At 62.0% G+C, this 24,073-nt stretch carries 20 protein-coding genes; 14 read left to right on the plus strand and 6 right to left on the minus strand.

Annotated elements, in window-relative coordinates:
- Window positions 1-318 precede the first annotated feature (318 nt).
- A complete protein-coding gene (locus CLV65_RS04760; RefSeq protein ID WP_094690811.1) occupies window positions 319-540 on the plus strand; it encodes a DUF3107 domain-containing protein in 222 nt (73 codons plus the stop codon).
- 299 nt (window positions 541-839) lie between these two features.
- On the opposite strand, the gene CLV65_RS04765 is transcribed toward CLV65_RS04760, so the two are convergent.
- Entirely contained in the window at window positions 840-1,517 is a 678-nt protein-coding gene (locus CLV65_RS04765) for a LytR C-terminal domain-containing protein (RefSeq protein WP_094690812.1), read from the minus strand.
- Window positions 1,518-1,652: 135 nt separating this feature from the next.
- On the opposite strand from CLV65_RS04765, the gene CLV65_RS04770 reads away from it, so the two are divergent.
- From CLV65_RS04770 to CLV65_RS04830, 13 genes are all read left to right on the plus strand, one after another.
- Window positions 1,653-2,354: a uracil-DNA glycosylase gene (locus CLV65_RS04770; protein WP_094690813.1), complete on the plus strand. Its 702-nt coding sequence runs from the start codon at window positions 1,653-1,655 to the stop codon at window positions 2,352-2,354.
- 335 nt (window positions 2,355-2,689) lie between these two features.
- Complete coding sequence (locus CLV65_RS04775; RefSeq protein ID WP_094690952.1) at window positions 2,690-3,778, plus strand: AAA family ATPase; 1,089 nt, start codon at window positions 2,690-2,692, stop codon at window positions 3,776-3,778.
- Window positions 3,778-4,806, plus strand: a complete 1,029-nt coding sequence (locus CLV65_RS04780; RefSeq protein WP_094690814.1) for a DUF58 domain-containing protein — start codon at window positions 3,778-3,780, stop codon at window positions 4,804-4,806. The genes CLV65_RS04775 and CLV65_RS04780 overlap by 1 nt, the downstream gene beginning before the upstream one ends.
- 11 nt (window positions 4,807-4,817) lie before the next feature.
- The gene (locus tag CLV65_RS04785; RefSeq protein ID WP_144441853.1) at window positions 4,818-5,417 is read left to right on the plus strand and encodes a hypothetical protein; all 600 of its coding nucleotides are present in this window, start codon (window positions 4,818-4,820) and stop codon (window positions 5,415-5,417) included.
- Complete coding sequence (locus tag CLV65_RS04790; RefSeq protein ID WP_094690816.1) at window positions 5,417-6,526, plus strand: vWA domain-containing protein; 1,110 nt, start codon at window positions 5,417-5,419, stop codon at window positions 6,524-6,526. The genes CLV65_RS04785 and CLV65_RS04790 overlap by 1 nt, the downstream gene beginning before the upstream one ends.
- Window positions 6,523-7,560, plus strand: coding sequence for a vWA domain-containing protein (locus CLV65_RS04795; RefSeq protein WP_094690817.1), 1,038 nt, complete (start codon window positions 6,523-6,525; stop codon window positions 7,558-7,560). The genes CLV65_RS04790 and CLV65_RS04795 overlap by 4 nt, the downstream gene beginning before the upstream one ends.
- Window positions 7,557-8,279, plus strand: coding sequence for a DUF6466 family protein (locus CLV65_RS04800; RefSeq protein ID WP_094690818.1), 723 nt, complete (start codon window positions 7,557-7,559; stop codon window positions 8,277-8,279). The genes CLV65_RS04795 and CLV65_RS04800 overlap by 4 nt, the downstream gene beginning before the upstream one ends.
- A 312-nt stretch (window positions 8,280-8,591) precedes the next feature.
- Window positions 8,592-9,071 carry a hypothetical protein gene (locus tag CLV65_RS08725; protein ID WP_144441854.1) on the plus strand — a complete coding sequence of 160 codons (480 nt, stop codon included), beginning with the start codon at window positions 8,592-8,594 and terminating at the stop codon, window positions 9,069-9,071.
- Window positions 9,068-10,630, plus strand: a complete 1,563-nt coding sequence (locus CLV65_RS04810; RefSeq protein WP_094690820.1) for a hypothetical protein — start codon at window positions 9,068-9,070, stop codon at window positions 10,628-10,630. Before CLV65_RS08725 ends, CLV65_RS04810 begins: the two co-directional genes overlap by 4 nt.
- A gap of 104 nt (window positions 10,631-10,734) precedes the next feature.
- Window positions 10,735-12,171 (plus strand): adenylosuccinate lyase, encoded by a 1,437-nt coding sequence (gene purB, locus CLV65_RS04815; RefSeq protein ID WP_094690953.1) that lies wholly within the window; start codon window positions 10,735-10,737, stop codon window positions 12,169-12,171.
- Window positions 12,168-14,741 carry a lysylphosphatidylglycerol synthase transmembrane domain-containing protein gene (locus CLV65_RS04820; protein WP_094690821.1) on the plus strand — a complete coding sequence of 858 codons (2,574 nt, stop codon included), beginning with the start codon at window positions 12,168-12,170 and terminating at the stop codon, window positions 14,739-14,741. The genes purB and CLV65_RS04820 overlap by 4 nt, the downstream gene beginning before the upstream one ends.
- 414 nt (window positions 14,742-15,155) lie before the next feature.
- Window positions 15,156-15,443 carry an HU family DNA-binding protein gene (locus CLV65_RS04825; protein ID WP_094690822.1) on the plus strand — a complete coding sequence of 96 codons (288 nt, stop codon included), beginning with the start codon at window positions 15,156-15,158 and terminating at the stop codon, window positions 15,441-15,443.
- Between the two features lie 784 nt (window positions 15,444-16,227).
- Complete coding sequence (locus CLV65_RS04830; protein ID WP_094690823.1) at window positions 16,228-17,151, plus strand: class I SAM-dependent methyltransferase; 924 nt, start codon at window positions 16,228-16,230, stop codon at window positions 17,149-17,151.
- Between the two features lie 58 nt (window positions 17,152-17,209).
- Here CLV65_RS04830 and CLV65_RS04835 read toward each other — a convergent pair whose 3' ends face one another.
- From CLV65_RS04835 to arc, 5 genes are all read right to left on the minus strand, one after another.
- Complete coding sequence (locus tag CLV65_RS04835; RefSeq protein ID WP_094690824.1) at window positions 17,210-18,676, minus strand: proteasome accessory factor PafA2 family protein; 1,467 nt, start codon at window positions 18,674-18,676, stop codon at window positions 17,210-17,212.
- A 3-nt stretch (window positions 18,677-18,679) separates the two neighbouring features.
- A complete protein-coding gene (locus CLV65_RS04840) occupies window positions 18,680-18,898 on the minus strand; it encodes a ubiquitin-like protein Pup (RefSeq protein ID WP_094690825.1) in 219 nt (72 codons plus the stop codon).
- 179 nt (window positions 18,899-19,077) lie between these two features.
- Window positions 19,078-19,878, minus strand: coding sequence for an inositol monophosphatase family protein (locus CLV65_RS04845; RefSeq protein ID WP_094690954.1), 801 nt, complete (start codon window positions 19,876-19,878; stop codon window positions 19,078-19,080).
- A gap of 673 nt (window positions 19,879-20,551) precedes the next feature.
- On the minus strand, window positions 20,552-22,255 hold the full coding sequence (dop, locus tag CLV65_RS04850) for a depupylase/deamidase Dop (protein WP_094690826.1): 1,704 nt from the start codon (window positions 22,253-22,255) through the stop codon (window positions 20,552-20,554).
- On the minus strand, window positions 22,252-23,868 hold the full coding sequence (gene arc / locus CLV65_RS04855) for a proteasome ATPase (protein ID WP_094690827.1): 1,617 nt from the start codon (window positions 23,866-23,868) through the stop codon (window positions 22,252-22,254). The genes dop and arc overlap by 4 nt, the downstream gene beginning before the upstream one ends.
- Window positions 23,869-24,073: the final 205 nt, after the last annotated feature.

The following is a 24,073-nucleotide window of genomic DNA, read 5'->3' on the forward strand; positions in this document are numbered from 1 at the left end:
TGCAGATTCCACTCTGCAGATTCCACTCTGCAGATCTCACTGCGCAGATTTCACTGCGCGCTCCGCACAAGAGCACATTGCCGCCGCTTCGCTCTAAGCGCATCACAGGGCCTGCACGCCTCATGTGCAGGCCCTCGTCCTTTACAATGGGTGAAAACGGCCTCATGCCGACGCGTGGCCCGCACAAGCGAGGCAACACACCGGCATCACACCGCGCATGCCTTACGGACGCACCAGCGCCCACCACGCTTGCATGCCCGTTCACACAGCGCATGCCCGGCCACAGACCGCACGCCTGACCACAGACAAGGAGACATCATGGACGTAGAAATCGGAATCCAGAACGTCGCGCGCCCCGTTCGTTTCACCACCAAGGACAGCGCGGAATCCGTCGCCGCGACGCTCAAGGAAGCGACTGACGCGGGATCGATTGCGCAGTTCACCGATGAGAAGGGCGAGACGGTGCTCGTCAACGGCAAGGCAATCGGCTATGCGATCGTGGGCGAAGAGGAACCGAGGCACGTCGGCTTCGGCATGTGAGGCGTGCACGGATCACACGTGCAGTCAGCCATATGCATGAGCCATATGCATGAGCCATATGCATGAGCGCTCGATACGGTGCTTGAGCAGCGCATGGAACAGCGCACAGCACATAAACAGAGCATCAACAGACAGCGCAAAACAGCATATGAATCGGGGAGGCGGCATCGCTGTGATGTCGCCTCCCCGATTCATATGCAAACCCACGTGCATGCCACTGACCGGACACTTCTGGCCGGCCACTTCAAGGCCGAAGGACCGGCCGGACGGTCATGCCGCCGTGATTAATCACAGCATGATTATCGCAGCACGACCGCCACGTCGGAGCTGATGTTGCCGGCCTGCACGACTTGGCTGACGCCCAGCTTGGCTGCCACGTCCTGGGCGGTGGCCAGATCGGCGTCCGTGCGGTACCACACTGTGGTGGCGGACGGCAGCGAATTGTAGTCGGCCGGATTCGTCGCGGTCACGTTCGTATAGCCGTTGTTTTCCAAGGTCTGTGCATTGGATGCCGCCGCACCGGTCACGCCGCTTCCGTTGTAGACGACGATCTGCGCTGCCGTGTTGGCCGCAGCGGAGGACGACGAAGATTCGGACGGAGATTCCTCAGCGGAGGACGAGGAATCGGAGGACGCCGTTGCATCCGCGGATGATTCCGTGGAAGAAGCGTCGGCAGAAGATGCGTCGGTGGAAGATGCGTCGCTCGACGACGAGGATGCGGTGTCCACGGCAGAAGCCGATGAAGAGGATTCCGCAGCCGTGCTCGACGACTGCGCCACGGAGGCATCCGTTCTGCTGTTGAAAGCACCGGAGAAGAACGCCCACGCGAGAGCACCCAACAGCACCGCGATCACGATGGTGACGAGATACGGCACGATTCGCACGGCAAGACTGCGGTTGCCGCGATGCATCCCGATGGGTCCGCTCGGCGGATTGTCGAACTCATCCGCTGGATACTTATGTTCGTTGTCAGTCATAGTTTTCCTCCGACGTGTGACTCACGTGTCAGTTTACAAGTCATAGCGACCAATTGCACGAGCTCCATGCGTATTCCAAGAAACGCCAACCTACGAACCGCCGCACCGCCCACGCCGTCGCGTACAGTGGAGTGCATGAAACTCGCTGCACTCGACGAACTCATGGAACCCGGATGGGCGCACGCCCTGGCCCCCATGGAGCCGCAGATTCGCGAAATGGGGAACTTCCTGCGCGCTGAAGCGGCGCAGGGCAAGCGGTTCCTCCCGGCATCGTCCGCTATATTCCGCGCATTCACGATTCCACTGGACTCCATCAAGGTGCTCATCGTCGGCCAGGACCCCTACCCCACCCCGGGCCATCCCGTGGGATTGAGCTTCTCAGTAGCACCGGATGTGCATCCGCTGCCGCGCAGCCTGCAAAACATCTTCGCCGAGCTCGTCGAGGACGAGAACGTGCCCATGCCCGCCAACGGTGACCTGACACCGTGGACGCAACGCGGCGTCATGCTGCTCAACAGATGCCTGACGGTGGAAGTCGGCAAACCGAACTCGCATCACAACAAGGGATGGGAGCGCATCACGGATGCCGCGATCGACGCGCTCAATGCGCGCACACGACCGGACGGATCGCCCCAGCCGCTCGTGGCGATACTATGGGGACGCAATGCGCAGACATTGGAACCGAGGCTCACGAACGCCGCGATCATCAAATCGCCCCACCCCAGTCCCATGTCGGCACGCTATGGCTTCTTCGGATCCCATCCGTTCTCACGAGCGAACGCCGCCTTGGCGTCGATGGGCGCGCAGCCAATCGACTGGTCGCTGCCTTCCGCCTAGGCTGGTGACGTTTTCGCTTAGACTGGTGTCATCCCAGACATGATGACGTTCGAGACACGTGCATCGCCAATCCACGAACAATTCCAAGAACTTCGTTTCAATTCGACAGGAGAATCATGACAGCACCCAATGCCACGCCGGGCATCCCGTCCGGCATCCCCGCGCCAGGAGCGCAACCCGTGGCTTCGCAACCGGCCGCACAGCCGACTGCACAACCGACTGCGCCGTCCCATCTTTTCGCCACGCAGCCCGGCTCACCCGCAACGCCTTCCGCAACCCCCTCCACTGCCGCGCCCTCCGTGAACGCTGCGCCCTCCATGACTGCCGCGCCCTCCATGACCGCCGCGACTTCCGTGCCTCCCACGCCGGCAATGCCCAGTGCATCCCCGCGCAAGCCGATCGTGACGCCCGGCGCATCCGCACCCGGCCATGTGCTGGATGCCGACACCATCGCACGCTCCAATGAACTGGTCGGACGCATCCGCACCTGTTTCTCACATGGTCTGGTCGGCCAGCAGCAACTGCGCGAAGCCCTCATCGTCACCCTTTTGGCAGGCGGACACATCCTTATCGAATCGGTCCCCGGCCTTGCGAAGACGACAGCGGCGCGACTGCTCGCATCATCCGTCTCAGGCACGTTCCACCGCATCCAGTGCACACCGGACCTCATGCCCGCCGACCTCGTGGGCACCCAGGTGTTTGATTTCGCCACGCAGCGCATGACGACGCAGATCGGCCCGATTCACGCGAACATCGTGCTGCTCGACGAAATCAACCGCTCCAGCGCCAAGACGCAGTCCGCGATGCTGGAGGCCATGGCGGAGGGCGCCACGACAATCGGCGGCGAAAGCATCGAGCTGCCCCAGCCGTTCATGGTCATCGCCACCCAGAACCCCATCGATGAGGAAGGCACATACGCGCTGCCGGAAGCCCAGATGGACCGTTTCATGATGAAATCCGTCATGACCTATCCCACGCCCGACCAGGAATGCCAGATGCTTGACATGCTGGCGCGCCGCCGCACCGACCAGCCCGATTACCAGCAAGGTCCGGAGACGACGATCAGCCTGCGCGACCTGACGTATCTGCGCGACAACGTGCGCCGCGTGCATGTAGCGCCGTCCATCATGCAGTACGTCGTGGGCATTGTGTCGACGACCCGCGGAGGCGGTCCGCGTCCGGTGCAGGGATTGCGCAACATCGTGCGATTGGGCGCCAGCCCCCGCGCCTCCATCGCGCTGATCCGCGTGGCGCAGGCGCAGGCGCTGCTCAACCACCGCGACTACGTGGTTCCCGAGGACGTGAAGAATTTCGCCACAGACGTGCTGCGCCACCGCGTGTTGCTCACGTTCGAGGCGCAGGCGGATGACATCACGAGCGACGAGGTCATCGACCGCGTCATCAAGGCGGTCCCCGTTCCGTGATGTTCTTCAAACGCACGCGCGACGCGCGAAAGCCCAACACGCAGCAGGCGAACGACGCATCGCAGGCCGATGTGACCGGCGCGATTGCGCCTGTTGGCGTCGAAGCCGCCTTGGGGCTTGACGACGATCCGATCCGGGCGCGCATCAACGCACTGGGATCGCGCCTGTCGCTACCCACGGTGCGGCGTGCGCTCGGAGTGCTGGAAGGCGAACATCCCTCCGGTCAGCGCGGCAGCGGATATGAGTTCTTGGACGAACGCACCTACATGCCCGGCGACGAAGCACGGTTCATCGATTGGAAGGCGACCGCACGGCGTGGCCGCCCCATCGTCATCGACAAGGAGCGCACCGTCACGAGCACCGTATGGATGCTGCTTGACGGCGGATCCGAAATGACAGGCATCACGGCCGCCGGGGAAAGTGAATGCCGCGTGGCGTTCAACGCGATGCGCATGTTCGCGATGCTCTCCATGCGCCGCGGCGATGATGTGGCGGTCGCGGCGGTGAATTCGCAAGGCGTGGTCAAGGCTCCCGTGGCGAACCGCCCGGTTGATTTCGACCGTGCTTTGCGGCATGTCTCGCGCAGGATCGGCAAGGCACCGCGTTCGATGGAGGAACTGCTGCGTTTCGCCAAGCGTATCAAGGACCGCCGTTCACTCATCATCATCGTCTCGGACGAAACGGGCTGGTCGCAGGTCAACCCCGCTTCCATCAAGACGCTGCGCCGCACGCACCAGATAACAGCGGTATGCATCAAGGCGCTCAACCCCTTCTCCGTGAGCCAAGCGCCCGGCGGGGTTTTCGACGCCCACACCGACAGGCGCATCCCCGCGTATCTGCGCACCAGTACGAATGAATCAGAGCTCTCCACCCACCGCGCCTACATGGACACGACGCTGCACGACACCCTAGAACGTGCCGGCGCCACCTATATCAGCGCGGCATCAAGCGAAACGATGTTCAGCGAATTCGTCACCATGCTGTCGGCGGCGATGAAGAACCGCGACGTCGCCCGCGGCGTGAGATGAAAGGCATGACCATGCTCACTTTTCACCAGGACCTTGCACACGCCTTCGCGCAGCAGGGCGCGGTGCACCTGTCGTATCAGTTTGACGAGACGCCTGTCTCCCAAGTCCCTGCCGCGCCTTTCGCAATCGCGGGATTCCTGCTGCTTGCCATCACGGCACTGGTCATATACGTCACGTTCTTCCCCAAGAAGGCCACGGCCATGCCGTCCGCCCCAGCGGATGGCCCCAGGCACAGTGTTGATTCCGACGCCCGGTCGTGGCATGGTCGTGTCGCGGCGATCGCCAAAGCCCACCGCGACGGCACCATCGATGATGACGAAGCGTATCGCGCGCTCGCCAAGCTGAGCCGTGATTACGCCTCCATGCGCATGGTCACCCGCCATGTGTCGACGCCGCAGACCGGAAGCGATCTGTCCAGCAGCACGCTCACGGACCTGCGCAGCGCCGCGTGGCCGACGCAATGCAGGGACGGCGCGCAAGCCCTGCGGCAGACGATAGCCGCGCTGTATCCGCCTGAATTCGCCAACCCTGCTTCGGATTCCCATGCCGCTGCGGCAACCGTCGATCAAGCGTGCGACTGGGTGGATTCGCTGATCGAGAGGTGGCGCTGATGCAGTCGCTGCAGATTTCACCGTTCGCCCATTTCACGCTGCGCTGGCCGGTGGCAGGCGTTGCCGTTCTCATCGTGCTGTTCGTGGCGTGGGCCGTGTGCCGTCGGCATTCCGCCCGCAAGACGCTCCTGCCTGGCGCCGACGTGCCTCCCGCATGGACGCTGGATGACGATATGTCCGGCTCTCTGGTCGACAAACGCTACCGTCGCTGGCTTCGTTGGAACAAGGCGGCCGTGGCGCTGCTGGCTGCCGCGGGGATTGCCGCAGCGGGATTGTGCGCACGCCCCAGCACCATCGACCGCGACACGACGGATGCCGCGCGACGCGACATCGTGCTGTGCCTGGATGTGTCCGCCTCGACCCTGCCTTACGACGCGCAGATATTGTCGACATACCAGAGCCTTGTCGATCATTTCAGCGGCGAGCGCATCGGCCTGAGCATCTTCAATTCCACGTCGCGCACTGTCTTTCCGCTCACCGACGATTATTCACTGGTGAAAGACCAGCTCGAATACGCCAGCGGCCTGCTGCAGCACGTCACGTCCCAGGAAAGCCTCGATTCGATGAGCGACACGGATTTCAACAACTTGTTGGCATGGCTCGACGGCACGGAAAACGTGACGGACGCCTCCTCGCTCATCGGCGACGGCCTTGTCAGCTGTGCCACGATGCTGCCTGAATTCGTGCTCAACGCCGACCGCAAGGCTGCGGATTCAGCGACATCCACGGCGGATCGCACCGGCATGATCCTGCTCGCCACCGACAACATGACAGCCGGCACGGAACTCTACACGCTGCAGCAGGGCATGGACCTGGCGCATCAATCGGGCATCGCCGTGGACGGCCTGTATGCGGGCGACCCCAGCTTGGTGTATTCCAGCGAAGCGCAGGAGATGCAGAACCTGATCCAGACCAATGGCGGCGTCTATGAAGCGGCCACGTCGGATGACGCGGTCGACAACCTGGTGCGTGACATCGACTCCCGCAGCAAAGCGAGCGACGAGACATCCCAGCGTGCGGATCTGCGCGATTCGCCGGCGCTGCTCCTCGCTGCGCTCGCACTGCTGTGGATGCTGTACCTTGCGATTGAGGGGGCGCTCAAGCGATGAGATTCACATGGGAACCCACACTCGGCTGGCCGGTTGCGATCGTTGCGAGCGTAGTCGTGGCGGCCGTCACCATCGCGCTCGCGGTGCGCGCACACAAGCAGGCGCCGAACGTCGATTCAACGGCGGTTGACTGGGGCAGGCGTTGCGCCATCAGCGCGGTCATCGTCGTGATGCTGCTCGGACCGGCGACGACCGTGCAATCGACCACGCGCGCCGTGTCCGCCACGGATGTGGTGATCGCCGTCGACATCACCGGTTCCATGGCGGTGCAGGATGCGAAGTACCCGGATTCCGGCGGTTCCGCAGTCACGCGAATCACCGCCGCGCGCTATGCGGTTGACACAATCGTGAACCTGTATCCGGATTCGAGCTTCGCAGCGCTGAGCTTCGGTGGCAGCACCACGCTCGGCCTGCCGCTCACGCCTGACACATATGCGGTGGAATCGTGGGGTGACAACCTGCAGACGGAACCCACCGGCATATCGTCGGGCTCCAACCCCTCGTCCCCGCTCGACGGATTGACGACGGTGCTTTCGGATATGCGCAAGCAGCATGCCAACGACACAATCGTGTTGTATTACATTTCGGACGGCGAACAGACCAGTGACGAGCAACGCCAATCGTTCTCGTCTCTGCGCGCCTATGTGGATGATGCGGTGACAGTCGGCGTAGGGTCGGACGATGGCGGGCAGGTGCCGCAGCTTCGCACGGGGTTGCGCGCTGGGGACGCCTTGCCGAATGGCACGACATGGGTCCCCGATCCGGACACCGGCCAGCCTGCCGTTTCGAAACGGGATTCGCAGACGATGTCGCAGATCGCGGATGAACTCTCGGGCACTTATCAGGCCATTGACGCCAACACCCCGGTGTCATATCCGCACTCGGGGGCATCGGCAGGCGATTACCGCATGGTGCAGATCGACAAGCCGACCACGACGACGAACGCCATCGTCTGGCCTTTTGCCTTCGTTCTTGCCGCACTGCTCATCTGGGAAGCCATCGCCCATGCACGCACATCAAGGAGGCTGCTGTGAAGACGAAGATCACTCGCAGGGTTGTGGGATTGCTGGTCGCCTTGGTGCTGCTCGTGGCGGCGTCATGGTGCTTCCTGCTCATGTATTCGATGAACCTGTATGACAAAGCCACCGTCCAGCTCGAGCAGGACATCACGACGTTCACCCAGGACGATTCCGCAGACTTGGCATCCCTTCTGGCCCAGCAGCAGGCGGTGGATTCACAGTTCGAATCCGTGCAGCGCCTGCAGTGGGCGCATGTGCCGTCCTTGCGCACCAAGGTCGATACGAACACCAAGGTCAGCAAGGACCTCACGGAAGCCATCCGTCAACAGCAGGAAGACAACTCCGCCAATTCGAACGGGTCGAATTCAGGATCGGGCGGTTCCAGCAGCTCGGACAATTCCAGCAGCTCTGGCGACTCCAACAGCTCTAGTTCATCCGGTTCCAGCTCATCCTCCTCTGGTTCGTCGGATTCATCCAGCTCCAGCGAATCCTCCTCGGGAAGCACCAGCTCCCCGTCGGAATCCTCGTCAAGCTCATCGTCGGAATCGCCGTCGGAATCATCGTCGGAGTCATCGAGCGAAAGCCCCTCATCCGGCTCCTCGGATTCCTCCAGCGGTAGCGACGGCGATCAGCAGAAGCTGCAGGAACTGCTCAACCGCAACGGCAGCACATCCTCGTCTTCGGGCACCGCGACCGGCGGGTCCACGGGCTGGGGCGCAAGCCGACCCTGGTGACACAAGCCCCTGACGCGCCCCATGCCAGGGCGCGGAACGTCACTCCTCAGCGTGGCACTCCGCGTCATGACACATCCTTGTGCGGCGCCCCGCACCCCTGTGCGACACGCCTGCACGACACGCCCGGCGGCTGACGCCACCGCGTCAAGGGAGATGCGCCCATTGTGCAACTTGTGTCGCGTCCAATGCCTCTGAGCCATGCCATCGCAAGGCTCAGAGGCATTTTCACACTTATCCACAGCCTTCGCCCACACATGTTTTTTGCCTCATGACGGTCCACATTGGTGCGCGACCCGCGGATGGGCAATGCACATGACGCAAGATGACGCTATGGAACACCCGTCTTCACTCAAACCACAGCTGACATCGCCGCTGTTTGCCGAGACACCGCCACTCACACAGCCTCCCTCGCAGTCGCAGTCATCATCGAGAGACGATGGCGCCCTGCAATTTTGCGATATCCCACCGCTGCCCACCGGTCCCACGCTGCGACCCATCGTATCCGGGACCATGGCGCTCGCCCCGGCAGCCGCTTTCTCCGCGGCGCCATGCATATGCCACCGTTTCGTAGAGATGGATGCGGCGCTCATCACCCGCCATGTGCAAGGAAGCCAAGTGGCGCTGCGCACCATCACGGACGCCATCAACGCCTATACCTTGCTGCAATGGCAAGGTTCCGCGGCACAAACATGCCAGTCGAAGCTCGAATCGATGCGCCAGCTCATCGCCGGTATCGACGATGAACTGACCGTCACCATGCGCATGACAACGATAAGGGGGCAGCGACGATGACCCAATACGTCGACACGAAGATCAGAGCGAACCTCACCTACCTAGGTGACCTCGAGGCGTTGCGCAACTATGCCGCGCAGCTGGAATCCGCGTCACGTGAAGCCACGCAAATCGTGCAGGGATGGCGCACCGCACCGGATACGATGCGATACCACCGCAACAACGGCATGTGCTCGTTTTTGACCGCGGGCGCACCTTCCGTCACCCCTGCCGAGCATGCAACACTGCCCTACGATGCGCTCTACGGGCAGTGCCTCACGCATGCCGACCAGTTCACCATGCTCGCCACCACGCTCCATGGCGTCTCCGACAGCCTGGTGAAAGCCTATTCGCTGTATTCGCAAACCGAGCAGACCGCCAGGCGCGTGGTCAACGAGATACTTGAAGCGGGAATCGCGCTCAGCCCCACCACCGCGCTCTATGGACTTGCCGCAGTGCCGCTCCTCACACCCATCATCGGCTTGGCGCGGCATGGCGAATTCACACCCGTGTCTTACACGAACGAAACCGCGTGGATCAGCGATGGCCTTGTCGCCGGCTTCACGTCCGCGCTCACAGGGGCGGCCATCAGCACGTCGCTCGGGAAGCTTTTCACGACGCTGGGCAAATCCAAGGCGAAGCTTCCCAAAAACATCGACTGGGAGAAATACCTCGATTCCACCAACCTCAAGAAGCTCGACCTGGCGCAAGTGTTCAAGAACCTGTTCGCCACCGATGAATCGAACGCGACGTTCCATAAAGCCGCCACACTCACCGCTCCCCTGACGAGCATGGTGCACGGGGAGGGACTGGATGTATATGCGATAACACCGCATGCCGCGCTGCCCAAGCCCGAATCAATCGCGCAAGCGTATGCGAACGTGGACGCACTCACCGCCGATTCCACCAGCCCGGGCTACGCCACGGTCTGCATCCAAAAGCTCGCAGACGCCAATGGCAAGCGTTCATGGATCGTGACCCTGCCTGATTCCGACAACCACCTTGATTCTCCCTGCGCCGCATCGCAAACGATGCAGTTGATGAGCGACTCGTCGCGCCAGCGGCTTGACTCGACGGCCGTGACCTTCGTGCGCAAGGCGATGCAAGACGCCGGCGTAAAGAACGGCGATTCCGTGGTGCTCATCGGCGCTTCGCAAGGCGGCTTGGTCGCCGCTTCGCTGGCCAGCGGGCTTAAAGGCACGTATAGCTTCACGCATGTGGTGACCGCGAGCGCGCCCATCGCCAACCATGAGATTCCCGGCAACACGTTCGTCACGAGCGTCGAGATGGAAGGAGACCTCATGCCCAATCTGGACGGCGCGCAGAATCCGGTGCGTGAAAGCTGGCTCACCGTGCAAGGCACCGCCACGAACGAGGCGGGCGCCACGGATACGAGCACACCCGTGGCAGGGACCGGCAGCAAGCTGGAGCGACCCCACGGCATGAACTACCAGCGCGCCGCATGGGAAAACGCCGTGCAGGCGGGGTCGCCCGCCGTCGAGGAGCATGAAGCGCACTTCAAGCAGGCGACGAGCGGCAAGCTTGTGAGCACCATGTATTACCAAGGCAGGCTGCAATGACTCATTCCCCCAACCGTGCGGCGCACGCCTTGGCAGACGCCGGCACCGCCAAGCGCCCATCGGCAGACGGGAATGCGGTTTGCCCCCTGCCGTATTGTGGAAGCATGTTGCTTACTGATATCACCCCCGCCATTGCTTTGAGCCCTCTGGACGGACGCTACCAGGCGCAGACCGCCCCCCTCGTCGAATATTTGAGCGAACCCGCCCTCAACCGCGAGCGCATCCACGTGGAAACGGAATGGATGATCTACCTCGCGGGCGGCGATGACGGCAAGACCCCGTACATGCCTGGCGTCACGCCGTTCACCGATGCTGAGAAGGCATATCTGCGCGCCATCGTCGATGATTTCGGCGCCGATGGCATCGCAGAGCTCAAGTCGATCGAAGCCACGACGCACCACGATGTGAAGGCCGTGGAATACTACATCGACCGTCGTCTCGACAAGGCCGCTGACGTGCTGGGCGAAGGCACGGAACTGGCACGTCTGAAGCCCCTCGTGCATTTCGCCTGCACGTCGGAAGACATCAACAACCTCTCATATGCGCTGTGCGTCAAGGGTGCGGTCGCCAACGTGTGGCGCCCCGCGCTCGAGCGGGTCGTCGACAAGCTGGCCGCCGCGGCAGACAAGTACCGTGACATGCCGATGCTTGCTCTCACGCACGGCCAGCCTGCCACGCCCACGACGCTGGGCAAGGAGCTCGCGGTGTACGTCTACCGCCTGCGCCGCCAGCTCAAGCATGTGGACGCACAGGAGTACTTGGGCAAGATCAACGGCGCGACCGGCGATTTCGCTGCCCATGTGGCGGCGCTGCCCGACGTGGACTGGGTGCATGTCTCGCGCACGTTCGTGACCGAGCGCCTCGGCCTCGACTGGAATCCGCTGACCACGCAGATTGAATCGCATGACTGGCAGGCTGAGCTGTACAGCACCGCAAGCCATGTCAACCACATCCTCCATAACCTCGCGCAGGATATCTGGATGTACATCTCCCGCGGTGTCTTCGCGCAGATCCCCGTCAAGGGAGCCACCGGTTCGTCCACGATGCCGCACAAGGTCAACCCGATCCGTTTCGAAAACGCCGAGGCGAACCTCGAGCTCAGCTGCGCGCTGTTCGACACCCTTTCCGCCACGCTCACCGAAACCCGTTGGCAGCGCGACCTGACGGATTCGACCACGCAGCGCAACATCGGATCCGCATTCGGTTACGCACAGCTGGCTTTGTATAACCTTGACGGCGGCCTGGACGGGATCCATCCCAACGAGCAGGCCATGCAGGCAGAGCTCGACTCCAACTGGGAGGTGCTGGGCGAAGCCATCCAGACGGCCATGCGCGCTGCCGCCATCGAAGGCCGCGACGGCATGGACAACCCGTATGAGCGCGTCAAGGAACTCATGCGCGGCAAGCGCATCGGCAAGAAGGACGTCGAGGACTTCGTCGCCACCCTCAACTTCGATGAGGAGACCGGCAAGCGTCTGGCGCAACTGACGCCATCGACCTACTGGGGCGTCGCCGACAAGCTGGTAGACTACGACGCATGAGAAGTGATACTGGCGACACGGATCGGCGCGAAGCGACAGGCACACGCGCCGATTCCGGCTCCATCACCAGCGCCAGTGCAATCAATGACGCCGCTGCCGGCATGAATCCCAGCGGCAATTCCCCTGAGGACGACGCTGCGTCCACCGAAGACTTAGGCACCGAAGGCTTAGGCACGGTGGACGCACCCCTCATTTACGACCATGCGCCTCACCGCATCCGAGACAAGGCGGATCTGCTTCGTCTCGTCGGCGCCGCAATCCTTGGCGTGCTGGTGACACTCATCACCGTTTATCTGACAGGCCTCACCACAGGCATGCAATCCGACATGGAACGGTATGCGCAGAGCATCTCGTGGCTCATCACCATGCCGTTCTCGTTCCTGTCGCAGCTGTGCACGGTCATCATCATCGGCTGGGGCGTCATACAGACCCTTGCCGGGCGTGAATGGACGCAATGCCTCAGCGCCGCCGTCGCATTGATCCTAGGCTATCTGCTTGCCAACGCGGCGAGCTGGGCAATCACCGCCAGCGGAAACACACAGCTCATATCCGCGGTCATCTCACCCAGCAATGTCTCGGGAACGCTCCTGCCTGACCTATATGCAGGCATCGCCGCATTCCTCACCGCCAACGGCCCCCGTCGCCTAAGAAGCTCCGTGCACTGGGGCTGGGTCATCATCGCGGCGCTCGCCACGATCCTCGTGATATTGGATTTCGAATCCATCGCCGGCACCGCGGTCTCACTGTGCATGGGACGCATGCTGGGTCTCGCGGTGCGTTACATCGTGGGCTCCCCCAGCTTCGGAGCCTGGGGCAAGCACATCACCGACGCCATGGGGGCGATCGGCTTGAAACCGGTGCGCCTTGTGCGCAGGCGCTCCACAGGGTCGCGCAACATGGCCGACGGACTGGTTCCGGATTCGCGCATCTATGACATGCATTGCAGCGACGGCAAGGATTACGTCGTGTCCGTCTGCGATGAGCAACGGCATACCTCCGGTTATCTGCGCCAGCTCTGGCAGATGATCACCCTCACCGGCATCTCGCACCGCACCGACCGCTCCGCCCGCGGCGCCGTGCGCCACCATCGCACGATGCTCATGTCGCTACGCCACATGGGACTGGAGCAACTCGACCCATACGAAGTCACCTACAGCCGCGAATCCGCGATTCTCGTGCTCACCACCACCGAAGAGCTCACCGCCTGCGACTGGGAATCCGTCACCGACAGCGATGTCGCCGATGCAATGACATATCTGCGCCGCGCGAACGACCGCGGCTACACCAACCGGCTCATTCACCCCGGCAGCTTCGCCCGTACCCGCGCCGGCAACCTCATCGTGACCGGCTGGGACATCGGCGATGACGGCAGCAATGCCGCGAACATCGCCATCGACCGCGTGCAGATGCTCGCCGCGCTCATGTGCACAATCGGCATCGACCGCACCATCACCTGCGGCATCCGCGCATGGGGACGCTCTGCGATGGCCGCGTTGCAACCGTATGTGCAAAGCGCAGTGATCCCCATGGAGACGATGCGACATCCCCAGTGGGACCGCCGCCACAGCATCAAGACGCTCCGCACGCGCCTGAGCAGCCTTGTGGACGAGGATGAATCCGAGCAGACTGCTCCCGTCACCGTCACGCGATTCTCACTGCGTTCGATCCTGAGCATGACGCTGCTCATCATCGCCGTCGTGGCAGTGTTCACCCAACTGAACATGGAAGACATGATCAGCGCGGTCAAGAGCGCGAACCCAGGCATGGCGATCGTGTGCTTCCTCGTGGGCTGCCTGGCATGGGTGGGCATGTCCATCACACTGACAGCGTTCATGGACCGCAGCAAGCGCAACTTCTTCGCAGCGTTCATGGCCCAGGTCACCACAGGCTTCACCGCGGTGTCCATGCCCGCCGGCGTCGGCCCCGCTTTCGTCAACCTTCAGTTCCTGCGAAAATCCGGATACCGCAATTCCGCTGCCACCGCCATCATGAGCGCCGTCGTGGCGGTGCAGGTCGTCATGACGGTGCTGCTCATCGTGTTCGTCGGCCTGTTCACTGGCCGCAATACGCTCAGCAGCGTGATACCGACCGGCACCGTCGCCATCGTCATCGGCATCGCCGTGCTCGTCGTCTCACTGTGCATGCTGATTCCTCCGCTGCGTTCGCTGCTGAGCAGAAAGCTCATGCCGTTGCTGCGCCAATACACGCATCAACTCATCGCCCTGCTCTCCCAGCCCCTCAACCTTGCGATTGCGGCATTCGGCGCGGTGTTGCAATCCGTGGCGCTCGGCGTGAGCTTCTGGGCGGCGCTGCTCGCCTTCGGCTATCGCACGAACGTGATTGAAACGACGTTCCTCTATCTTCTGTCGAACACCATTGGTTCGGCGGTGCCCACCCCAGGTGGCTTGGGCGGCGTGGAGGCGATGCTGTTCGCCGCGTTCACCAGCACCGGCGTGCCCGGCGCCATCGCCATGAGCGCCACCATGCTGTATCGCGTGCTCACCTACTGGATTCGCATCCCTCTGGGTGCGCTGAGCATGAAGTGGCTCGAAAAGCACAACCTCATCTGACCCTTATGCGAAATCTGCGGATTCATCCGTGATTCATCGGTTCGCCGATCCGTATGCTCGTCAATCCGTCCGCTCACCGATCCGCCCTCCGTTCCTTCGCCCACATACCTGCTCCTCCCCTGTTCTTTCCCTGTTCACCCCTTCTCTTCCCCATTCCTTCCCAGTCTCTTCCCTGTTCCGCGCCCGTTTATCGATCCATTTTTCGCACAACAAACGCACTGTGAGAAACCAGAAGGACACACGCTGCCGACGATTCTCACAGATTTGCCCAAAAATCACTGAAATATCAAAGAAAATGCCGTTTCTGGGGCAATTTTGAAGTAATATCTCTAGTGTGATTCAGGGTTTTCCAGTCTGGGAGACCCTTGGAAACTGGGCATCCACCCGGAAGCCCCAAAAGAGAAGGGTGTGCACATGGCATACAACAAGTCCGAACTCGTGTCGAAGATCGCACAGAAGGCTAACCTGACCAAGGCCCAGGCTGAGGATGCAGTCAACGCTTTCGAAGATGTGCTCGTCGAGTCCCTCAAGAGCGGCGAAGGCCTGCGCCTTACCGGCATCCTCACCGCTTCCCGCGTTGAGCGCGCTGCTCGCAAGGGCCGCAACCCCCGCACCCGCGAGGTCATCGACATCCCCGCAGGCTACGGCGTGAAGCTGACCCCGGGCTCCCTGCTGAAGAAGGCTGTTTCCGAGCAGGAGTAGTTCTGACCTCTCGTACAGACTGGTCTGTCGTCACGCGCAAGAGGCGCACTGTCATGCATAGTGGCTTGGCAGTGCGCCTCTTATTGGATGGTCGTCACGCTCGACGAACAAATGGCCGGAAGCATTGCCGAGCGAATTAACACACGTATGGTATCCTGACCTTATCAACGGCGGGACCAAAGAACCCGCCATAGCAAAGCCTGAGACATCAGGCACTGGCCGTCAGACAGCATCTGGCCGCCACACACTGGTCACCAATAACAAAGGAGGAGCATCATGGCTTTCACCACTTCCATGCATCACACCGCCCTCTCCTTTGTCTGCTGTGACGCACATATGGCTGCACCGTCTTGTTGCAATGTCGCATCAATGCGTTGTTGTCGCAGCCTCATTCAGCGTTAATCCCGCACTCGATTAATCGCGTAATCGCGCGGCAGCTTCGACGCGATCGGTCCCCGCATATTTGAATGCATCGCAAACGCGGGCATCCGCGTCAACATACGCCCCGTTTTGCGGCTGTAGGTCATTCGCACCTCCGCCCATCGCCACCGCTGCCCCATCCCTGCCACAACCAGTGGATTCCCCAGCACAATGGATTCCCCAGCACATATGCAATCCATCTGTTGAATCCACCGCATGAATCCACCGCATGAATCCGCCGCATCACCGGCAACCTTGCAACCCGCACAAAGCAATGCATCCGGCACAATCAGCGTACTGATTGGAAAGCCGCGGCAGCCGCTTTCGCCACCCGTAGCCCAAACTTAAGAAAGAGAGACACACCATGCTCACCCAGCAACTTCACGTTCAGAGCCCCAAGCCCCAGCACAACATCTCCATGCAGCGCACCGCCACTTCGCTGGGCGCGGATTTGCCCAATGCACACGCCATTCTGCGCATGCGGGCCATGCCTTCTCACACGGTCAACTTGCGCGGCGTGTCACAGACCATGCTGCAAACCTTGGCAATCCGCGCATTCCGCATGTCCGACGCCTTGGCAATGAGCCTTCTTCGTCGATTGAACTTCGACTTCTCCACAGCCGCGCGGGATGAAGCGCTGTCACAGGCAGTGGTCGCGCGCACACTTGCGCTGGACTCCCTGACCGCCTCATACATCGCCGCCTATCCGCACGGCGTGGTGGTGAACCTTGCGGCGGGGCTCGACACTCGTTTCCACCGTCTGCACACCGCCGACGTGACGTGGTTCAACGTAGATCTGCCGGATGTGGCGGATGCCCGCGCGCGGCTGCTGGGACACAGCAAGAACCTGTTCAACATCGCCGCGGACGCCACGACAACCGCATGGGCAGAAAAAATCAACAACCAGCTGGCGCAGCTGCGTACCACTACACGTACCGCTACACGCGCCACTGCACACACCGCCGAAGCGCAGCCAGATGACATGCCGATGCACCAGCCCGTTCTCGTGCTCATGGAGGGGCTGTCCATGTATCTCAACGACCAGCAGATGCGCAGCATCCTCCACGTCGCGGCGGATGCGTTCCCGCACGCCATGTTCGTGGCGGAGGCACTGACACCACGAGCGGCAATGACCGCGATAATGCCTTCCATCAGCGCCACCGGTTCTCGATTCACATGGGGCGCGGACCGTGGCGATTCACTGCACGCGCTTGAACCGAGATTCCAGTGGTCGGCGGATGTGCCGTTGGAGAACCGCGAGCATTATCTGGCGATCCTCACCCGCTGAGCGCCTGAAAGCGCCCGGAAGCGCCCGGAAGCGCCCGGAAGCGCCCGGAAGCGCCCGGCTAGTCCGCGGCTCCGCTCACGAGTTCCATGACCTTCTTGTAGTCGTCGCTTGGCTGGGAGTCAAAGGGATCGAGCATCTCCGCTTCGCGCGACTTCGCACCGGGCACGGAAGCGCTCACATGGGTCCAATCGGCACTCCATGTGCACCCCGGCGCATTGTTCGCCGCCGTCACGAACGCACCGCGCAGCGCAGCTCGCGTGTCACTGGGCGGCGTGGTGCGAGCCCGCTCCACATCACTTTCGGTGAGCATCGTGCGCATTTGCGCATGGGATACCAGCGAATCGAAGATATGCCCGTTGGCCACATCATGGTAGTCAAGGTCGAATTGCCGGATTCTTGCGACGGAAAGGTTGGGATGCCGCAGTTGCATGGATTGCACGAAACGGTATTTCGCCGCCCAATCCACCCATGTGGCGAGTTCTGTGATGTCCGAAAAGTGAACGGCGTCCAACGCCTTGCCCCACAGTTCCAAGCATTCAGGCGCATCGGCGATGTTGAGGGCTATGTCGTCGCCATGGTCACGCACGAACCGGTCAGCGACGCGCAGATACGTGTTTTGAATTTCCAACGCGCATTTGCGAGAACCATCCGCCATGTCCAGCACCGCCGTGCCGTGCGGGTCATGGCTTACCGTCTTGATGGCTTTGCCAGGATCAGCCAACGCCATGCCGGCCAGTCCGGTGTCAAGGCAATGATGCGTGCAGTATTCGAGGATGCACAGCACCAGATGCGTACATGTCAGCTTCATCCACGTGGCAATCTGCGACCTATTGGAATCCCCCAGGATCACGTGCAGCCTGCGATACATGTCGGAATCCGCATGGGGTTCGTCGCGCGTGTTAATCATCGGTCGTGAACGCGTCGTGGATGCGGAGATTGCATCGTCAAGGAAGTCGGCGCGCTGTGACAGTTGGAACTGCCCGTCGGCGGACCATGTGCCGGCACCTGTGTACAGCTGTCGGGTGACGAGGAACGGTATGAGCTGCTCGCCCAGCAATGACAGTGAAATGTCGCGACGCACCAAGTAGTTTTCGTGGCATCCGAAAGAATGGCCGGCGCTGTCCTGATTGTTTTTATATACGTGGATGCGCGTACGGGGCCCGTATTGCTCCCGGAGCAGGTCCTGCGCCTGCATCGCCAGCGAACGCATCGTGCTCTCCCCCGCGGCATCCAGCCGCAGGGCGTCGATTGGCCGACGCGCCTCGGCGGTGGCGTACTCGGGGTGGGATCCAACGTCAACATACAGGCGGGAACCGTTGGGCGTATAAGTGTTGGTGCTCCGGCTTGCCGCCACAATGGGCCGGAACATGATCATCGCCACCGTGCCCGGGTCAGGGTCACGGTCGGCGTCAGTGACGGAGATGCCGTATTCCGTCTCGATTCCGAAGATGCGACGGAGAGTCATGTCCATCGCATGGCTTTCGGACCGCGACACCCTCGACCTGCTGTCGCGAAGCTGCGGCACGGTTCACTCGCCGCCCTTCTGCACGAAATGATTCACGTAATCCTCCGCGTTGTTTTCCAGCACGGACTCGATGTCGTCAAGCACGGAGTCGAGTCCTTCGGCAACATCAGCATATTGGGCGGCCGGATTGACCTGTCCCTGTTCAACCGCCAGGGACTGCTCCTGTTGCGTCTGCGCGCCCTGCACGTTCGTCTGCTGAACCGGCTTGTGTTCCTGCGGCATTGCTACCTCCAAATCATGCATATGCCCATGCTGGCCGGCCGGGGTCAGTGGATTCCGCCGGTTAAATCGCCGGCGGGTTTGCCCTGTCAAGACCGCGACCTGAACGATTGGTCACCGTGGCTACCTTACCTCATAAAAGCGCGAGATGAAGCGTGAGGCGAAGCGTAGCGCAGAATCGCCTAGTCCGCTGCAGCATCCGAGGCGTGTGCCGCTTTGTTCAGATATTCGCGAATCTCGTCACGCAGCACGCCATTCGTGGCGAGCACATCGTTATCACTGTCCCAAGCGATCTGATTGCCGTCCCAGCGTTCGAGGGTGCCCTGTGCCTCCCATACGACCACCGTCGCGGCGGCGACCGCCGGCACATCCCAGGAGTGCAAGGCCGGCTCGAAGTACGCGTCATACGTGCCATCCGCAACCTTGCACAGATCAAGGGAAGCCGGCCCAATGCGCTTGATGTCGGCGGGCAGCCCCGCCATGGATGCGGCGGCATTCAAAGCCAACTTGGATTCCTCGGGGAAGTATGACATGCCGAAGCAAATGACCGAGCCGCGCAGCGTCTTCGCAGCGGAGGGAATCACCGCCTCGCGCTTCTCGTCACCTTGGGGCGAATGGCGAATGCGGATGGCGCCTTCACCACGCGCCGCCAGATACATGAGACCCAGGGCGGGTGCGTAAACGACGCCAAGTACCGGATATACCTGGTGGAATTCGTTCACTTCCAAGATTGCGATGGTGATGGTCCATTCGCTCAGGTTGCGCAGGTAGTTGATCGTGCCATCGAGCGGGCACAGGCTCCAATACCGGTTACCCGGCGTGAGGTCGGCGCCGCCATCCTCCCAGAAGCCCTTCAGCGGGTCGATCGCGCTCACCTCGGCGCGCAGCATGCTCATGATGGTGTCGCTCAAATCGGTGGTGAACGCCGCCCCAGGCTCGTCCTGTTTGGCTTGCGTGCCGTGCGGTCGCAGCTGCGAGCGCATCACCTGGTCGCCCACATGGTTGGCAACCGTGGAGATTTCGAATGTCAGCGAACGCAAGAGGTTCGTGTCGGACGTGTTGAGCGCACGCTCGGCGTCCACGGAGTCGCTGCGCTGGCTTGAAGGCAGTGACGGATTGGGGTTGATGATGTTCGCCATACGTCTTGTCCTTTCCAACGGGCCGCGTGTGACACAACGGCCCGCGCATCATGCGGTGTCTGGGTTATCGTGCGTTCCGCAGCGCAGCCATGCCGATCCCAATTCGGCTGACATGCGCAGTGCACAGACGCGACGAGCGCAATGCTGGCGCATGTATGCCCATGGCTTTCACGCGACCGTTCTCCGCATGTGTCCTCATGCGTCTTACCTCATGCGTGTCATCGTGTGTATCACCACATGGGGGATGTATCGGTGCGTCTTCTTACTGCGCGTGCCGCGTTTTCTGGCTTTCGCTGCGTGATTCTTGTGTCTTTCTTTGATTAACGCAATCCATTTTATCCGCTGTCATGCCCATGACCATGCATGGCGATGCCAGACACGCTGACGTGTCTCACCACATTGCGCAGACGAACACCATTGCGCGCGTGAACACATGTCGCAACGTCAGGCGTTCACGCGTTCCGCCTGTGTTCTGGGGCTCTGCGCGCTGTGATTTTGAGCTCCGAGACTTTGTGCCTTAGGATTCCGCCTTCCACGATTCGAGGAATCGCCGCGCCTGTTCGCCATAGGCTGATTCAGTGTGGCCGCAGGGGTCGGAGCAATCGATCACGTGCAAGGTCCCGCCCGTGTCGCGCACCGTGATTCGGCTCCATCCTGCCGAATACACGGCCTGGGGGCATGATCCCACCAAGACGCCCCGTAGCCAGGCGCGGGTGTTTGCCGGAGGAGTCCCCGCGGCGGCAAGGATTTTCCGCGGTTCCACCAGGGACTGCGCACGCCGCCGCACCGTTTCGAATACCGACCCCTTGGGATCCAACGCCGCCCATGCGATGTCTATGGCACGCAGGCGGGCATCGGACCACGGCAGCGAGCGCCTGTTGCGCAGCGATTGCATCACCTGCCATTTGAGCAGCCATTCCAACCTGCCCGCTTCATCGGAAAGCCCCAGTCGCTCGTCCTCGTCTGCGTTCATGACGCGCCCGATGTCCGTCAGCGCCACACCCCACATGTGCATGATGCGCGCCGTGTCTTCATCCGGCCACAGAGGCTCCCCCACGGAGGTGCAGCCCCAGATCTGCGACGCAGCAGCATACACCTGGGAGCGCAACGCCACCTGTATCTGCCAGGCGGTGCGCGTGGTGCCGTCCGCCATCTGCAGCGGCACGCGCAGCGTCAGGTCATGCGACACCGTGTGCATGGCTTTCACGGGGTCGGCGAGGGTCAGATGCTGCAATGTCTGTGCGGTATCGAAGCCTGCGGCGTCCAGCGCCCCGGCAAGCCACACGACGATGGCGGTGGTGCCCAGCTTGAGGGCCTCCGGCACGTCCATGCGGTTGGCGTCGCCAGCGATCACATGGAACCGGCGGAATTGCTCCGTGGCATGGGATTCATCCCGTGTGTTGACGATCGGACGGTCGAATGTGGTCTGCAACCCGATTTTCGAGTGGAAGAAATCTGCCCTTTGGGACAGCTGGAAGCCCTCGCCCTCCGATTTCTCTCCAATGCCCACGCGCCCGGCACCGGTGAAGATCTGCCGGGTCACCGCATGAGTGGTGAACAATGCCGCGATTGTGTCGAACGGCACGGCGCGGGGCATGAGGTAGTTTTCGTGAGCGCCCCAGCTGGCGCCCTTGCCGTCCGTGTTGTTGCGATGCAGCACGATGCTCCTGCCGGTGCGCTGGGAAGCGAGCCGCGCCGCACGGAGTATCAATTCGTCGCCCGCGCGGTCATACAGCAGTGCGTCGAAAGGACCGATGCATTCGGGCGCGGAATATTCGGGATGTGCATGGTCCACATAGATGCGCGCTCCGTTGGCCTGGAGCCGGTTTGTGGCGCGCAACTGAGGGGAATCCGTCAGCATGCTCGGATCGGCTTGGGCGCGTTGCAGTCTCATGCCACGCGCATCGTTCACCGGATCCTCCATGCCGTAATCCCAGCGGATTGCGGCAGCCTGTCCCTCACCTGCCGCGGCAATGACATCATGGCTCAGTTCGATGGGATTGGCATGGGGGTCGGTCTTGTCGCTGACGGCATATTCGGTCTCGATGCCGATGACGCCCATGGGGCTGCGTGCCGGTGATGCAGAGGAATGGTCTGGCGCCTTGCGCGGCCCTGGGGGGACGATGCCCTGCTGCGGATCGATGCGCGCCGTTCCGCCGGCGGCATCCAAACCCGAATATGCCGTATCCGGATTCGTGTTTTCAGAGCTTTCAAGCGTCATTTGATGCCTCCGTCCTCCGTGAAGCTCGCACCACCGCCTGTGGGCACCGTGTCGCCCGAGGAGAGCACCACCTGCGCCACGTCGTCGCCAATGCCGGCGATGCGCGCCCACTGCTTCACATTCTGCGACGTATACGCCTGACTTGCGGCATCCGAGGATTCGACGAATTCCTGCTGCACCGCCTCAAGCAGGTCGCGTTTGGTCAATGCCGCGGCCTCGTCCTGCCCCAAGGAACGCTTGAGCGCGCTCATCTTCGCACGGTCCACGATGCTGCGCAGCATCGCACCGGATGCCAACTCCGTCAGGAACACATCATGGCGCACGCCTTCCGAGTTGTACACGGCGCAGATGTGCCGGCGATGTGATTTCTCGTATACATCGTCCACCACCGCGTCGATGAGCCCCTCAACGGTCTCGCCCTGCGCTATAGGCAGGTCAGAGGTAATGTAACGGCCTAGGATATCCGCCGCTGCGGAACGATCCGGCCGATCGATGCGCACCTTGACGTCCAAGCGTCCCGGCCGCAACACAGCCGGGTCAATCATGTCCACGCGATTCGACGCGCCGATCACCACGACGTTGTGCAATGCTTCGATGCCATCGAGTTCGCTGAGGAACTGAGGCACGAGAGTCGTCTCCACGTCCGAGGACACACCACTGCCACGGGTGCGTAGCAACGAATCCATCTCATCGATGAACACGATGACCGGCACCCCTTGGGCCGCCCGTTCACGCGCCCGGGCGAACACAAGGCGCATGATGCGCTCCGCCTCGCCCACGTATTTGCTCAAAATCTCCGGCCCCTTGACCGACAGGAACACGCCCGGCACCACACCTGCACGCCCGGAATCGCCAAAGCCTTGGGACAATGAGTGCGCGATGGCCTTGGCGATGAGGGTCTTGCCATTGCCAGGAGGACCATACAACAGCACGCCCTGCGGGGGACGCAGACCGTAATGCTCATACAGGTCGCGATGCAGGAACGGCATCTCCACGGCATCCCGGATGCGTTCGATCTGGCGGTCGAGTCCGCCGATGTCGTCGAAGGTCACGTCCGGCGCCTCTTCGAGCACCAGATCGTCAACGTCTTCGCGTGGGAGCGTCTCCACGGCATATGCGCCTGTGGAATCCACCATCACGTCATCGCCCACCGCGATGTCGAGATCCGTCAGTGCAGCCCCGCGCAATGCGACGCTGCGCCCGCCGGCGGAATCCTCCAGCACCAGTCTGCCGGCGCCCAGCAAGCCTTTCACACGGCGCACGGAACCCGCGCGCGGCATTCCGCATGCCCGCACCAGCACCAGGCTGTCGTTGAGCAGCACTTCCTCCCCCGGCTGGAGCCTGTCGACGCGCACCTGCGGCGACACCACCACGATCATGCGGCGCGTTCCTTGCGCGACTTCAGCTGTGGCCTTCTGCTCCCCGCGATCGATCTTGGCTTCATCCACCCGTATGAACATCGCATACGTCATCGGCGGATGCGCCAAATCGTTGAGCCGCGTGCGGGCGTCGCTCAGCTCCTTGCCCGCCTTCGTCAAAGCCGCGGCAAGGGCATGATTGCGTTCCCTCAATGCATCGAGCTGCTCGGCAAGATCCTCCACTCGATCGACCATGTTCGCTCCTTGCTCGTCCGATTGAGCCCTTTCTTTGAGCTCAAGCGATTCAGGCCATCGCAGCCTGCCATACCAGCCTATACAAACCGCGGCGCAAACCGAAAGCCGATTCTTCGCGCCGCACGTCGCTTTGACTCTAGCGTGCGTGCGTTGATGCCGCTGTGTGTGTCGGCCTTGCGGCGCATCCTGACTTCACTGTTTGCCT

The sequence above is a fragment of the Pseudoscardovia suis genome (assembly GCF_002797875.1).
GTDB lineage: Bacteria > Actinomycetota > Actinomycetes > Actinomycetales > Bifidobacteriaceae > Pseudoscardovia > Pseudoscardovia suis.

Bases quoted from the DNA above. Each gene is read 5' to 3' on its own strand.
- CLV65_RS04790 (WP_094690816.1), top strand. From the start codon at position 5,417: ATGCAGTCGCTGCAGATTTCACCGTTCGCCCATTTCACGCTGCGCTGG.
- CLV65_RS04785 (WP_144441853.1), top strand. From the start codon at position 4,818: ATGCTCACTTTTCACCAGGACCTTGCACACGCCTTCGCGCAGCAGGGC.
- CLV65_RS04775 (WP_094690952.1), top strand. From the start codon at position 2,690: ATGACCGCCGCGACTTCCGTGCCTCCCACGCCGGCAATGCCCAGTGCA.
- CLV65_RS04810 (WP_094690820.1), top strand. From the start codon at position 9,068: ATGACCCAATACGTCGACACGAAGATCAGAGCGAACCTCACCTACCTA.
- CLV65_RS04820 (WP_094690821.1), top strand. From the start codon at position 12,168: ATGAGAAGTGATACTGGCGACACGGATCGGCGCGAAGCGACAGGCACA.
- CLV65_RS04845 (WP_094690954.1), bottom strand. From the start codon at position 19,878: ATGCGCTCGCAGCTGCGACCGCACGGCACGCAAGCCAAACAGGACGAG.
- CLV65_RS04760 (WP_094690811.1), top strand. From the start codon at position 319: ATGGACGTAGAAATCGGAATCCAGAACGTCGCGCGCCCCGTTCGTTTC.
- CLV65_RS04840 (WP_094690825.1), bottom strand. From the start codon at position 18,898: ATGCCGCAGGAACACAAGCCGGTTCAGCAGACGAACGTGCAGGGCGCG.
- arc (WP_094690827.1), bottom strand. From the start codon at position 23,868: ATGGTCGATCGAGTGGAGGATCTTGCCGAGCAGCTCGATGCATTGAGG.
- CLV65_RS08725 (WP_144441854.1), top strand. From the start codon at position 8,592: ATGACGCAAGATGACGCTATGGAACACCCGTCTTCACTCAAACCACAG.
- CLV65_RS04780 (WP_094690814.1), top strand. From the start codon at position 3,778: ATGTTCTTCAAACGCACGCGCGACGCGCGAAAGCCCAACACGCAGCAG.
- CLV65_RS04830 (WP_094690823.1), top strand. From the start codon at position 16,228: ATGCTCACCCAGCAACTTCACGTTCAGAGCCCCAAGCCCCAGCACAAC.
- CLV65_RS04795 (WP_094690817.1), top strand. From the start codon at position 6,523: ATGAGATTCACATGGGAACCCACACTCGGCTGGCCGGTTGCGATCGTT.
- CLV65_RS04770 (WP_094690813.1), top strand. From the start codon at position 1,653: ATGAAACTCGCTGCACTCGACGAACTCATGGAACCCGGATGGGCGCAC.
- CLV65_RS04825 (WP_094690822.1), top strand. From the start codon at position 15,156: ATGGCATACAACAAGTCCGAACTCGTGTCGAAGATCGCACAGAAGGCT.
- dop (WP_094690826.1), bottom strand. From the start codon at position 22,255: ATGACGCTTGAAAGCTCTGAAAACACGAATCCGGATACGGCATATTCG.
- purB (WP_094690953.1), top strand. From the start codon at position 10,735: ATGTTGCTTACTGATATCACCCCCGCCATTGCTTTGAGCCCTCTGGAC.
- CLV65_RS04765 (WP_094690812.1), bottom strand. From the start codon at position 1,517: ATGACTGACAACGAACATAAGTATCCAGCGGATGAGTTCGACAATCCG.